The organism is Vibrio sp. R-1, from assembly GCF_035615595.1.
Classification (GTDB): domain Bacteria; phylum Pseudomonadota; class Gammaproteobacteria; order Enterobacterales; family Vibrionaceae; genus Vibrio; species Vibrio cholerae.
Genome location: NZ_WPDC01000040.1, coordinates 1 through 13,412, shown reverse-complemented (window position 1 = coordinate 13,412; position 13,412 = coordinate 1). Strand labels below are relative to the sequence as shown.

Genomic DNA, 13,412 nt, shown 5'->3' with positions numbered 1-13,412 from the left:
AAAGAGATGAGATTCATCGCTACTCTACTGTGTTTTCTATTAGCCATACTTCAACCTGTACAAGCCATACCCACTCCACCTATAGGGCTTCGCCCATGTTGTGCCTTTGGTTACAATCTCCACGCACAAGTCGCCGGTATTCCTGTTCCCTTTTTCTCTGTGGATAACGTTATCGATGTTGATGCGCTTGGGGGCCATCACTACAACCAAGGAGATCAATCTTTATCAACCAGCTTATTAGGCTTAAGCGAGGAACATAATGGCCTGATTTTTACCAAACGAGCTGGATTTATTGATACTGCACACGTCAGAGACACCGCAGATTTCACCTATTACTTGTTTAAATTAAACTTGGCCCAGCTAGGTCATGAAGCTCAGATCACCTTACCCACTGAGTTACGTTCACGCCAAATACATTGGAAAAACCAATCTGTCTCTCTAGACCCCAAAGAAAGGGTAATACGTAGTGCTCAAGCAGCGGCTTTCATCGCATTTCAACTGGCCCAGTGGCATGAAATTGCTCAGTGGTTTGGCCTAACCTATGTCAGTGGGTTTCATGAGCAGGCCTCCGCTTTTTCACCCGAAGACCTTTATTCCAATATGCTCGGGGCAAACTTGGCGCGTGACGTACTGCTGGCTAATCCAGACGCCAACAAACAGGAGTTTGAAAAAATTTTTGCTCATCTTTTTGAAGATGAGCTTCGGAAATTAAAAGCACAACCTAGCAGTGTGACTCAACAAAAAATCCAGCAGCTCGAAGGTATTTGGTGGGACAGCCAACGCCGTCTACCAGATAAATGGCTATTACTCAAAAGAGACTATCATTTGGCTTATGCACTGTTACCCAATGAACCCACGGCTGATCACGTTCTATCATTGGAGGAGAGTTTCCATAACGACGAACGAATTGAAGATTGGGTCGAATTAAGGTTAATTTCTGATCAGCAGGATAGTTATTTCAATCCTTTATTAAAAACTGTAGATATGCCGGATATCTGGACAGCGAAACAGTTCCATCTCTTCGCACTGTTTGCTAAATGCCAAGATACTAATGCTCATCCTTTAAAGATCTCGCCCTCCGTTGAACCTAATGGCAGAGCGACAACATCGCTCTGCCAAACAAAATAGTCACACTTACCAACACTAAGAAGTGGGCTGTGTAGGTGGGATAAAGGCTTTTTGATCCACCAGATGCAAATGCACATCTTGTTGTGGGAAAGGAATAGAAATACCTTCCCGGTCAAAGCGCAGCTTAACTTCTTTAGTGACATCCCAATACACATCCCAGTAATCGTCGGTTTTCACCCAAGGACGCACAATAAAGTCAATCGATGAGGTGTTAAGCGTATGCACTTTGATATTCGGCTCAGGTGTTTTTAGCACTGCGGGATGCGACTTTACGATATCTGTCAGTACTGCTTCTGCTTTAAGCAAATCATCGCTATACCCAATGCCAAACACCATATCGACTCGTCGGATCCGTTCATGGGTAACGTTTTTGATCACATCCCCCCAAATTTTGCTATTGGGCACAATAATGATCTGGTTATCGAACGTACGAATCGTTGTATTGACCAAACTCATGTGGCTCACTTTGCCATCCACACCTCCCGCATGCACAAAATCCCCCACATCAAATGGTCGGTAAATCAGTAACATCATGCCTGCGGCGAAGTTAGACAAAGTATCTTGCAACGCGAAACCAATGATCACCCCTGCAATACCAAAACCGGTTAATACTGGCGCGAGATTGAGACCAATCTGCGATAAGCCGACCAAAATCCCGATAACCCACACTACTTTGCCGGACATAGAAACAAAGAAATCCTGCATCAAATGAGAGATACGGATGTTTTTCGAGTTCACAGCAGAACGTACTACAGTGCGAGTCACTTTCGCTCCGCCCTTCGCCGCCAGTAGAATCAATAAAAAGATAAAGAGTTGGAATAGGTGTTGAACCGCATTACTTGCCAGCCAGTTGACCAGCGAATTTGACCAGTGACGAACAATTGAAAATACCACCTGAGTGTTCAACAAATCCTGAGTAATACTGCCCGTCACTTGGAAAATCTGTCGCTTATAGTCGGCGGTTTCTATCTCAAATTGATCGGCAATCCCCACCACTGAACGTAGGCTTTTGGTGACAATATCCAGCCGCTGCTGAGTAAAAAGGAGTGCCAATTGTAAGTTGGCCTTTTCAGACTCTGGGCTTGATTTGATCTGGTTATTGATCACACTGATTTGTTGCTTTAGATACTCTAATGAAGCCGACAGTACACGTAAGCGTTGATTGATTCGCTCTCTTAATGTCTTCTCAACGTCACGGGTATCAATATCCAAACTACTGAGCCAACCAATATTTTCTGCGCTGGAATGGTAAGTCACGTCCAGATATTGCTGTAACTCCCGATAGGTAGTGATATAAGAGAGTTTCTCTTCATGGGATGCCTTGCCGAGACTATCATCCAACGAATTCAACCGTTCGGAAATGTAGTGATTCGCCTCTTCGGTATACCGTTGTTGGATATTCACCAGCTCGACGAGCTTTTCTTTGGCAATTGTTTTTTCTTCCACCGCTTTGGAAAGGCTCTTTCTTAACTCGGCATTTTTTTGAAACAGCTGAAGTTGCAAAGCATCACGTACATCGCCTGTTGCTTGCTTTAGCGTCACCGACAACTCACTGATATATTGCTTTATCTGATCAATCTCATTTTCAAGCTCAGAGGGCGACTCTGCCGTAGTCGTTATCTCAGTAGTAGTCTCGATTTGGGTATTCTCTTGCGACGTGTCACTCGCGAAAGCACTGGTTGCCATCAGAAGCAATAATGCTACCCAGCTCCAACGTGGTTTCATCGCGTATCTACACTTTTTGGTTATCATTGTTAAACCTAACCTCATCAAATTTTGCTAGCGGTAATCTAGCTGAAAATTAAAAACTTTTCTTTAGTCATGCGAATAAGTCGCTACAATAAGGCTGCGATAAATCCCAAATATTACAAGCTCTCAACCTTTAACATCGGCTTGTTATCAATCCTCGTGGAATGATTCCAACCCACTAACGATAAATAAAACCAATGACTATGGACAAACTAAAGAATCATTTGATTGGTTGTGACGAGTGTGGGCTAATAACCAACGTACCACTTTTAAGCCAAGCACAAACTGCGCAGTGTCCTCGTTGCGGGCATACGCTCACCCAAACACCTCAAAAACCTTACCAAACCGCTGTCGCATTAACCATCAGTTGCCTGATTTTATTGGTGCTCAGCCTGACGTTTCCTTTTATGTCATTTAGCGTGCAAGGAATGACCCAAGAAATTACGCTGTTAAATGCAGCCAAAATGCTCGGTGAATTTCAAAACGTTTTATTAGCCATTTTACTCTTTACCACCGTTATCCTTTTTCCGGCGCTCTACATCACCATACTTCTTTTTGTCTCTTTTAAAGCCGCGCAAAGCACACAACGACAACTTTCTTCATCCGAGATCCAGCGCGCGAAGCTATTGTGCAAAACATTACTCACAGTTCAGCCGTGGTTAATGGTCGATGTCTTTTTAATTGGCGTATTAGTCAGCCTTATAAAAATAGCCTCACTAGCTGAGGTAGCGATGGGCTACTCCTTTTGGGCATTTTGCTTTTTTGCCATGTTGGTTGTGAAAACCGTTTCGCTAGTCGATCGCTATTGGTTGTGGCAACACTTTATTCCCGCCCAAACTCCCCAAGGAGTCAACGCTGGGCAAACTCATTGCACACACAACTCGGTCAGTTGCCACACCTGTCAACAGATTAACTTGCTCAGGCCAGATCAAAAAAAGCCCACTTGTTTACGCTGTGGTAGTCGTTTACACGCTTATCATCCACAGTTGAATTTGCAGTGGGCTTGGGCACTGTTACTGGCTGCCATCATTTTTTACATTCCAGCGAATCTTTATCCAATGATGTATACCGTGAGCCTCGGAAAATCAGAAGGCTCAACCATTATGCAAGGGGTGATCCTTCTGTGGCACCTCGGCTCTTATCCGGTGGCGATGGTGATTTTCTTAGCCAGTATTTTTATCCCCATGGCCAAAATGTTTGCACTCGGTTGGCTCTACTGGCAGGCCGGAAAACTCAATGTATTTCCAGAGCAGCAGAATCTAAAACGTCTCAAAGTGTATCGCGTAACCGAAATCATTGGCCGCTGGTCAATGATTGATATCTTCGTCGTGGCTATTTTGGTGTCTTTAGTACAGTTGCATAATCTGATGGCGATTTATCCCGGCCCGGCAGCGCTCTCTTTTGCAGTGGTAGTCATTTTAACCATGCTCTCCGCTATGGTTTTTGACTCGCGAATCTTGTGGCAAGAGCCACCCGTATCCCACCAACAACAATGAATTGAGAAACTTCTATGAGTGATGAACCTCAAGTTAACGCTGAAGTGAGTGCGCAAAAGCAGCTCTCTGCAATTTGGATCATTCCTATTCTGGCTCTTGCGATGGGGTTATGGATGTTATTTCAGTACGTCAATAGCACGGGTCCCAAGATAACGCTCATCTTGCCCACAGCTGATGGGCTCGAAGTAGGGAAAACCCAAATTAAAGCCCTTAATGTCAATGTTGGGGTAATAACTGAGATAAAACTCAGCGAAGATTACGATCACATTGTGGCAACGGCGCAAATGAGCAAAGATGCCGATCGCATGTTGCGCGAAGATACGCTCTTTTGGGTAGTAAAACCTCGCATTGGCCGAGAAGGCATTTCTGGTCTCGATACCTTACTTTCTGGCGCTTATATTCAGCTCCAACCGGGAACCGCTTCGAGTGCTCAAGACCATTTTAAGGTCATGGACTTACCACCGATTGCACCGCCTGATGCTAAAGGGTTGCGTTTAGTGCTCACGAATAAAGAAGCCGGAAAACTCAACGTGGGCGATCCAGTCATGTATGAAGGATTCACCGTCGGCCGAGTAGAGAGTGCCCAGTTTGATGTGGAAAGCAAAAAGGCTCAGTACCAACTCTTTATCTTTGCCCCTTACGATAAATTGGTGAATACACGCTCCTTCTTCTGGCTCAATTCTGGTATCAACCTTCAACTTAATGCCGAAGGCCTCGAGTTCAGCTTAGGCTCGATAGAAAGCTTACTCAAAGGCGGTGTCACTTTTGGCCAGTTACAAGAAGAGGATTCTGGTCAACCGATTACTCAGCAGCTGACCGAGTTTCGCTTGTTTGATGATGTAAAACAGATCCGCGAAGGCATGTTTGATGACTACATCGAGTTTGTGATGATGTTTGATGAATCGGTACGCGGGCTCAAACCTTCCGCTCCGGTCGAATATCGTGGTCTACGTATCGGTACGGTAAGCAAAGTCCCTCTGCGTACTCGTACCTCAAACATTGATATCAGTACTAATCGTATCCCCGTCCTAGTGCGAATTGAGCTGGGTCGTTTGTACGATAATTTTAATAAAGCCGATCTCCCCGCCTTGAAATCACGTATGCAACAGGAGTTTTTCAAAGGGCTCAAAGCCTCGTTAAAAACCGGCAACTTAGTGACTGGCGCTTTGTACATTGATACCGATTATTACCCAGAAGAAAAAATAGATGGCTTGAAACACTTCGATGGGTATCCCCTATTCCCCACCAAACAAGGCGGATTTGCAGAAGTGCAAAAACAAGTCACCGAACTCCTGAGAAAGCTCAACGGATTGCCTATGGATGATACTTTGGCATCACTCAACAGCACGTTAAAAACCTCAGAAGCGCTGTTGGCTTCAGCAGAACGCATTCTCAAAAAACAAGAGACACAAAATCTGCCAGCGGATATTCAAGCGAGCCTAAAGCAACTGGAAACGACCCTAGGTGGTTTTGGTCCTGAGTCGACGGTGTATCGTGAGCTTGAAACCACGTTAAGAGAGCTCAACCAGGTGATGGCCGAATTTAAACCCGTGCTGCGCACCATTAATGAAAAACCCAATGCGTTGATTTTTGGTGAAAGTAATACAGCAGATCCAATTCCCGCGAAAGGAAAGCAAGAATGAAAACATGGTTATTAATGATGTTAACCACACTGCTGCTAGGCTGCGGAGGAACTCCGCAGCCTAAAGTCAGCTTCTATTTACTGCCGAATAACCCCGAGCTCAGTGAGCTAACCCAACCAAAGGGATTGCCTTTGCTGGTGGTTCAACCAGTGGAATTAGCGGCTTATCTGGATACTCAAGGGGTTGTTTATCGTCAGTCGGAAACGCAAGTGATCCAAGCCAGACAAAACCAGTGGGCGCAGCGACTTAGCCCACAACTGACACAGCGTATCACCAATGATCTGCGACATAAGCAATCTCGCTACTGGCCTGCGCCTTTGAATGCCTCATCCATCCAGCAAGAACACTGGAAACTGCAGGTGAGATTGCAGCGATTTAATGGTGTCTACACGGGCAATGCCGAAGTGGCTGGCAGTTGGGAACTGCTCAACCCGAAAGGAGAAAGCATGTTAAACCAAGAGTTCAGTTTTCAGGTGCCGCTCAAAGATACGGGTTACCCCGCTCTGGTTGAAGCGCTCTCTGCGGGTATAGATCAACTTTCAACTCAGATCGAAACCCAATTGGTAACTCGCTGAGCAAACAATCAGGTTATCGATAGAATAAAAAGCCCAACACAAATGTACACCCATGAGTTTACTTTTTGTCATTACTCAAGGTATGATGCGCAAAATGTTAACCACTTGATGGTCACGGCTCCTACCGATTTGAAGTGATCGGCAGGAAAAAACGTCTAAAGGCATGGGGATTCTTACAGACTCCCCCTTCCCAATTGTGAAATTGAGGAGCAACACACTATGATTTCTTCTTTTACTCGTTCAACGGCCACGAAACGCTCATTGCTTAGTGCGGTGATCGCCTCGTCCTTATTGCTGGCTGGCTGCGGTAAAGCGCCGCAAGTCACAGCCCCCGCTCCCGTGGTCAAACCCGCATTAACCGAGATTGTCGCGAGTCAACGTGCTTCCGACCTCACGTTTAATGGCGTAGTGCGCGCCGCCCAGCGCGCTGATCTCGCCTTTCGCATCAGTGGCCGCTTAACGGATATCGCAGTAAAAGAAGGCGACCAAGTGAAAAAAGGCCAATTGCTGGCAAGCCTCGACTCGCGCGATGCCAAAACCGCGCTAGAAGCGGCGCAACTTGAACTGAAAAATACAGAACAAGAGTACAGCCGCGCCAAAGCCATTTTTGAGAAAACCCAAGCCATTTCTAAAGCCGAGCTGGATAAAGTCACCAATCGCTACGACCTTGCCAAAAACCGTGTGGAAGAGGCCAAACGCAAACTGGAGTACACCCAAATCACCGCCCCGTTTGATGGCGTCATCAGTGAAAAAACCATCGAGAATTTTGCTCAAGTGCAAGCCAATCAAGTGATCATGATTTTGCAAGATCTGAATGATTTGGAAGTGGCGATTGAGATCCCGCATCGTGTCATGCTCTCAGGTGTGCGCAATACCCGCGCGATCGCCGAGTTAAGCGCGATTCCCAATCAGCAATTTGATTTAAAGCTGCGTACCTACTCTACTCAGCCAAGTTCGGATTCACAAACTTACTCTGTAGTGCTTGGTTTTGAGGATTTGAAAGGCTTTCGCGTAATGCCCGGCATGTCAGCCAAAGTACTGCCAGTTGCCGACAATCCAACCGCTGAAAACACGCTCATCACCCTACCACTCACCGCCCTAGTTCCAGATAACCAAGGCAAACAATTTGTGTGGGTGGTCAATGCGCAAGACCAAGCGGAAAAACGTTACGTCGACATTGGCACCACCTACAAAGATCGCGTGGTGATCACTCAGCATCTCAAACCGGGTGAGCAGGTTATTATCGCCGGTGTTTCGAGTGTACGCGAAGGCATGACCGTTCGTCCCTACACGGATAACAACGGAGCCCAATAATGGATATTGCACGTTATACCCTTGCCAAACGCACCAGCGTTTGGGTGCTGATAGCCCTAACCTTGATTGGCGGCTACATCAGCTACCTCAAATTGGGTCGCTTTGAAGATCCTGAGTTTGTCATTCGCCAAGCGGTGATTGTGACGCCTTATCCGGGTGCCACCGCGCAAGAGGTCGCAGATGAAGTGACCGATGTCATTGAAGGTGCGGTGCAAGCTCTGCAAGAGCTAAAAGAAGTCAAATCGGTTTCGATGCAAGGCCGCTCTGAAGTGACGGTAGAAATCAAACTCGAATTTGCCAAATCCTCCGCGCAGTTGCAGCAGGTATGGGACAAATTACGCCGCAAAGTCGCGGATGCGCAGCGCCAACTGCCTCCCGGTGCGGGCGCTTCAATCGTTAACGATGACTTCTCTGACGTGTACGCGCTGTTTTATGCGGTAACTGGGGAAGGCTTTAGCGACAAACAGCTGCAAGACTACGTTGATACCCTGCGCCGTGAACTGGTTTTGGTGCCGGGTGTGGCCAAAGCCGCCACATTGGCTGAGCAGCAAGAAGCGATCTTTATCGAGATGTCCAGCGAACGCATGGCGGAATTTGGCCTTTCGGTTGAACGCGTGCTGCAAGTGCTACAAAAGCAGAGCCTAGTCACCGTTGCAGGCAGCGTCGATGCACAGCAGATGCGCATTCCGGTGATCCCTAAATCCAACATCAGCTCCTTGGCTGACCTCACTAATTTGCAAGTGGCGGTCGGTAGCAACAATGCGGTGGTACGCCTAGGTGATATTGCCAACATCAGCCGTGGCTACACCGAACCCGCATCGATGCTGATGCGCTATAACGGTCAGCGTGCGATTGGTTTTGGTATCTCGAATGTCACCGGCGGTAACGTGGTGGAGATGGGCGATGCCGTCAAAGCACGCTTGGCTGAACTTGAAAGCCAGCGTCCACTGGGCATGGATCTGCATGTGATTTCAATGCAGTCTGACTCGGTGCGCGCTTCGGTGGCCAATTTTATCGATAACCTGATTGCCGCTGTCGCCATCGTGTTTGTCGTGCTCCTGCTGTTCATGGGCGTACGCTCAGGCGTCATTATCGGTTTTGTTTTGCTGCTTACTGTTGCCGGTACCTTATGTGTGATGCTGATTGATGACATCGCCATGCAGCGGATTTCGCTCGGCGCGCTCATCATCGCCCTCGGCATGTTGGTGGATAACGCGATTGTGGTTACCGATGGTGTACTCGTGCGTTTTCAACAAGATCCGAACGCCGATAAACAGCAAGTGGTCTCTGAAGTGGTTAATGCCACTAAATGGCCACTGCTAGGCGGCACGGTGGTGGGCATTTTTGCCTTCAGCGCGATTGGCCTCTCCCCTTCGGATATGGGCGAATACGCTGGCTCGCTGTTTTGGGTGATCCTCTACTCGATGTTTTTGAGTTGGGTGTTTGCAGTAACCGTCACCCCCATGCTGTGCCATGACTTTTTACGTGTTAAACCTGCAACCAAAGAGGCGAAACCGTCTAAATTGGTAACGGGTTATAAAGCTGTTCTGCAATGGGTGTTAAGCCACCGCGTGGTCAGTTGTGCGATGCTGCTTGGCACCTTGGTGGCTGCGGTGTGGGGTGCTCAGTTTATTCCGCCAGGCTTTATGCCAGAGTCGCAACGCCCGCAATTTGTGGTGGATGTGTACTTGCCACAAGGATCGGATATTCGCCGTACCGAACAGGTTGTCGCCAACATTGAGAAAGACGTGGCGCAAAAAGAGGGGATTACCAATATCACCAGTTTCATCGGCGGTGGTGGTCTACGTTTTATGCTGACCTACTCACCCGAGGCGCGTAACCCAAGTTACGGCCAATTGCTGATTGATATTGATGACTACACCAAAATTGCCCCATTAGTAGGCGAGCTGCAAAATGAGCTGGATGCCAAATACCCAGATGCCTCAATCAAGGTGTGGAAGTTTATGCTCGGTCGCGGCGGCGGCAAGAAAATTGAAGCCGGTTTCAAAGGCCCAGACAGCCATGTGCTGCGCCAATTGGCTGAACAAGCCAAAGCCATCATGCATAACGACCCGAACTTGATCGCGGTGCAAGATGACTGGCGTCAACAAGTGCCGGTATTGCAACCCGTGTATTCCGCGCAAGAAGCACAGCGCCTTGGCTTAACCACACAAGAAATCAGCGCCGCGATCGCGCAAACGCTCAATGGCCGTAATGTTGGAGTGTATCGCGAAGGCAATGACTTGATCCCGCTGATGGTGCGTGCACCAGAAAGTGAACGCAATCACGAACGCGCGATTGAAAACAGTGAAGTGTTCAGCGCGCAAACGGGGCGCTACGTTCCGGTGAGCCAACTAGTAGATTCGGTCGATACTGTCTATCAAGATGCCTTACTGCGCCGTATTAACCGCATGCCGACCATCTTGGTACAAGCTGACCCAGCGCCCGGAGTGATGACCGGTGATGCGTTCAATAATGTGCGCGAAAAAATCGAGCAGATTGAACTACCTGCTGGCTATGAGCTGATTTGGTACGGTGAATACAAAGCCTCGAAAGACGCCAATGAAGGTTTGGCGCTCTCCGCGCCTTACGGCTTCGCGGCGATGATTCTCGCGGTGGTGTTTATGTTTAACGCACTGCGTCAGCCACTTGTGATCTGGATGACCGCACCCTTTGCTGTTGTGGGTGTCACCATTGGCCTTATCGCCTTTCAAACTCCGTTCGAGTTTATGGCGATCCTCGGTTTCCTAAGCTTGATTGGTATGATGGTGAAAAACGCGATTGTCTTGGTTGACCAAGCGGATGCGGAAATTCGCGAAGGTAAACAAGCTTACTTCGCGATCATTGACGCGGCGGTGAGCCGTGCACGCCCAGTTCTGCTAGGCGCATTCACCACGATTTTAGGTGTGGCTCCACTGCTCGTAGACCCATTCTTTAAGAGTATGGCGGTCACCATTATGTTTGGTTTGCTGTTTGCCACCATTCTGACCTTAGTCGTGATCCCGCTCTTCTATGCCGTGCTGTTTAGAGTGAAAGTCGCCAAAGTATAATCAGGCGGTTAATCTCCCCCTTCCGAACCAATAAGGCTCCGCAAGGAGCCTTATTATTAGAGAAAACCCAGCACAATTGTCGTGATTTTGCCCACTCCAGCTACTTTGTAAGCAAACGCACTCAATGCGCGAGTTTTTTTCGGATTTCTGCTTGACCATCCACAGTAGAATCATTAAATTAGCGCCTCGTTAGCCAAGCGGTTAACGATTCGGTGAGTTGTCCGAGTGGCTGAAGGAGCACGCCTGGAAAGTGTGTATACGGCAACGTATCGAGAGTTCGAATCTCTCACTCACCGCCACATTCAAGAAAAAGACGCCTTAGGGCGTCTTTTTTGCTATCTATACCCGAACGACTGAGCATTGTACCAACACAGCGGCAGTGCCCAATCGCAGGGAAACTCCCTAATCATCCTGTTTCGAGCACAACCCGATGAACCGTAAAAAGAAAATTAATCAGACATTACAAAAACGCCTTAAAAAGCAACATGCGAAATTACACCCGAGCAATAAGCCTCGTTATATTTCTAAAGCGGAGCGGGCTAAACTCGCGGCAGAACAAGAAGCGAATCCCGAGCTTGGAACCCGCGATGCAAACCCTACTGAGCCCTCGCTGAGCAATAGCGCATTACAGTAATAGATTGTGCTCAATCGGGTGAAATTGACTGGCGACATCGATTAAATGTTGCGCGGTCAGTTTCGGCACGCCATACACTTCCACCTTAACCTGAAAGCGTTGCGCAATTCTGGTCACCAAAGGCTCAAAATCACCATCCCCAGAAACGAGCACCACGGTGTCTACCTCCTGAGCTAATTCATAGCCATCAAGGGCAATCCCGACATCCCAATCCCCTTTCGCGCTACCATCACTGCGCTGGATAAAAGGTTTTAGCATCACCTCAAAGCCAATCCCTCGTAAAATATGATGAAATTGCCTCTGCTGCGGATCTTTGCTGGCAATCGCATAGGCATTGGCTTTCACTACCGTACGATTTTGCGTCACTTGCGACCAAAACTGATTGTAATCAAAGTGCCGGCCATATTGCTCGCGGCAGGTGTAATACACGTTTTGTACATCGACCAAAATGGCAATTTTTTCCATTGATTCCTACTTATTGAGTGTTGATTCAAAAGCCAAGCTCAAAGTTGGCGGAAGTTTATCGGCAATCTGGTTTATGTACTAGGAGCCGTCGCCATAAGATTGAGGATCTTAGGTTCGCGGAGCGAATCTGCACTGCATCTACAAACGAGATCGAATTATCAGTATGCCTAATGTTTTAGCTTGGTAAAGTTTGCAAAATGAATGCAAAGAATTCTCGCTTGCACTTATGTTTGTTTATTCAGCGGGTTATGGTTTCACGCGAAGTGTGCGGCACTGAGCTGCATGCTGATATTCAGACTTGCGAGTCTCTCCCGCCATACAATAGGAAATAATCATGCGCAAAACTAGCGTGGCACTTGCCATATCCACCCTCTTCTGGTTCCACTCGGCCATGGCAGCACCTTTGATCTTCCCCGACGATCCATCGCTCACCGACGGTCAGCACTCCCCCGCCCTCGATCGTACTTTTCAGCTGACACAGGACGACTTGAGCAACAAGATCAATCAGCTCCACCTGCCCATTCAAATCGAACCGGAACTGGTAGCCGAACTGGAGCAGATTGGCAGAGAGCAGGGATTCTCGGTCAACACCCACAGCGACATGTACACTTGGACTGAGGACAACATGTGGCCGTCGCGCGATGGCGCACTCATCTTCCGCCCTCGGGCGTCGCTAGCCGACAAGGATAGCTACCACGCCTTCATCACCGCTCTGACCGATCAAAGCCCACAAGCCGAGCAGGAGGGTCATCACAGCCTCGGTGAAAAAGACTCTCAGGGACTCAACGACGCAACACTCTCCCAAGCCAATCGCTTCGCCGAGGCGCAGGGACGTGAACTCATCCCTACCTTCTCTATCATAGATGGCGGCAACATGCTGACTGGCCGGCGGGCGGACGGTACACCCTATGCCCTGATCGGCCGTGACGCTCTGCTGCAGACCGCTCTACACCACAGCAGGCTGGATAGTGAACGTATCGCCGCCCAACAGGAGAAGATGGAGCGCAGCGGCGATTTTAAACTGAAGTTGAATGAGAGTGAATTTCTTGGCCGACCCGATACCTACCAGAGCGGCTATGACACCGAGGTGGACCTCATTTTACTGGAAGCGGCCAACCTACTGCCAAGGGGGCTGGATGAGCAGCAGCGCAACGCTTTTGCCAAAACCGCTCGTGCCAAGGCTAGGCTTGCTAGGGGAGAGGTAAATTGGGAAACGTTAGAGGCGGCGAAAAAACGAATGTTTCTGAGCCCCCAGCAAGGGGAACGAATTGCCGAGCGCTATCGTACCATCCATGGTCAACCACTCCCGGACTCCTTCGATTTATTATTGCAGTTGAAGTCTGATTACGCCTCTCTGG

Annotated in this window: 9 protein-coding genes, 1 tRNA gene and 1 pseudogene; 9 read left to right on the top strand and 2 right to left on the bottom strand. The window is 48.3% G+C overall.

The annotated features are described in order from the left end of the window. The first annotated feature begins 6 nt into the window (after positions 1-6). Entirely contained in the window at positions 7-1,128 is a 1,122-nt protein-coding gene (locus GOU96_RS10295; RefSeq protein ID WP_019829810.1) for a DUF4056 domain-containing protein, read from the top strand. 15 nt (positions 1,129-1,143) lie between these two features. On the opposite strand, the gene GOU96_RS10290 is transcribed toward GOU96_RS10295, so the two are convergent. Then, positions 1,144-2,823, bottom strand: coding sequence for a mechanosensitive ion channel family protein (locus tag GOU96_RS10290; RefSeq protein WP_025987812.1), 1,680 nt, complete (start codon positions 2,821-2,823; stop codon positions 1,144-1,146). Between the two features lie 257 nt (positions 2,824-3,080). Between GOU96_RS10290 and GOU96_RS10285 the strand changes: the two genes are divergently transcribed. The 7 genes from GOU96_RS10285 to GOU96_RS10255 all read left to right on the top strand — a co-directional run bounded on the left by GOU96_RS10285 (position 3,081) and on the right by GOU96_RS10255 (position 11,589). Then, on the top strand, positions 3,081-4,373 hold the full coding sequence (locus GOU96_RS10285; RefSeq protein ID WP_185841848.1) for a paraquat-inducible protein A: 1,293 nt from the start codon (positions 3,081-3,083) through the stop codon (positions 4,371-4,373). 14 nt (positions 4,374-4,387) lie between these two features. Beyond that, positions 4,388-6,016, top strand: coding sequence for an intermembrane transport protein PqiB (gene pqiB, locus GOU96_RS10280; RefSeq protein WP_095466770.1), 1,629 nt, complete (start codon positions 4,388-4,390; stop codon positions 6,014-6,016). Continuing rightward, a complete protein-coding gene (locus tag GOU96_RS10275) occupies positions 6,013-6,591 on the top strand; it encodes a PqiC family protein (protein ID WP_000860458.1) in 579 nt (192 codons plus the stop codon). Before pqiB ends, GOU96_RS10275 begins: the two co-directional genes overlap by 4 nt. A 219-nt stretch (positions 6,592-6,810) precedes the next feature. Beyond that, positions 6,811-7,905: a multidrug efflux RND transporter periplasmic adaptor subunit VexC gene (gene vexC / locus GOU96_RS10270; RefSeq protein WP_267781623.1), complete on the top strand. Its 1,095-nt coding sequence runs from the start codon at positions 6,811-6,813 to the stop codon at positions 7,903-7,905. Next, positions 7,905-10,955: an efflux RND transporter permease subunit VexD gene (vexD, locus tag GOU96_RS10265; RefSeq protein WP_267781625.1), complete on the top strand. Its 3,051-nt coding sequence runs from the start codon at positions 7,905-7,907 to the stop codon at positions 10,953-10,955. The genes vexC and vexD overlap by 1 nt, the downstream gene beginning before the upstream one ends. Positions 10,956-11,166: 211 nt before the next feature. Then, positions 11,167-11,254 (top strand) — tRNA-Ser (locus tag GOU96_RS10260). Positions 11,255-11,385: 131 nt separating this feature from the next. Beyond that, entirely contained in the window at positions 11,386-11,589 is a 204-nt protein-coding gene (locus tag GOU96_RS10255) for a DUF2986 domain-containing protein (RefSeq protein WP_001080333.1), read from the top strand. On the opposite strand, the gene GOU96_RS10250 is transcribed toward GOU96_RS10255, so the two are convergent. Further along, positions 11,581-12,054 carry an NYN domain-containing protein gene (locus GOU96_RS10250; protein ID WP_000410959.1) on the bottom strand — a complete coding sequence of 158 codons (474 nt, stop codon included), beginning with the start codon at positions 12,052-12,054 and terminating at the stop codon, positions 11,581-11,583. The genes GOU96_RS10255 and GOU96_RS10250 overlap by 9 nt on opposite strands. 334 nt (positions 12,055-12,388) lie before the next feature. Between GOU96_RS10250 and GOU96_RS10245 the strand changes: the two are divergent. Next, positions 12,389-13,412 (top strand): annotated as a pseudogene (locus GOU96_RS10245) (hypothetical protein); the annotation flags it as partial.

Excerpts from the sequence above, each read along its gene's own strand:
- GOU96_RS10285 (WP_185841848.1), top strand. The coding sequence starts at position 3,081 with ATGGACAAACTAAAGAATCATTTGATTGGTTGTGACGAGTGTGGGCTA.
- GOU96_RS10250 (WP_000410959.1), bottom strand. The coding sequence starts at position 12,054 with ATGGAAAAAATTGCCATTTTGGTCGATGTACAAAACGTGTATTACACC.
- GOU96_RS10255 (WP_001080333.1), top strand. The coding sequence starts at position 11,386 with ATGAACCGTAAAAAGAAAATTAATCAGACATTACAAAAACGCCTTAAA.
- vexD (WP_267781625.1), top strand. The coding sequence starts at position 7,905 with ATGGATATTGCACGTTATACCCTTGCCAAACGCACCAGCGTTTGGGTG.
- GOU96_RS10295 (WP_019829810.1), top strand. The coding sequence starts at position 7 with ATGAGATTCATCGCTACTCTACTGTGTTTTCTATTAGCCATACTTCAA.
- pqiB (WP_095466770.1), top strand. The coding sequence starts at position 4,388 with ATGAGTGATGAACCTCAAGTTAACGCTGAAGTGAGTGCGCAAAAGCAG.
- GOU96_RS10275 (WP_000860458.1), top strand. The coding sequence starts at position 6,013 with ATGAAAACATGGTTATTAATGATGTTAACCACACTGCTGCTAGGCTGC.
- vexC (WP_267781623.1), top strand. The coding sequence starts at position 6,811 with ATGATTTCTTCTTTTACTCGTTCAACGGCCACGAAACGCTCATTGCTT.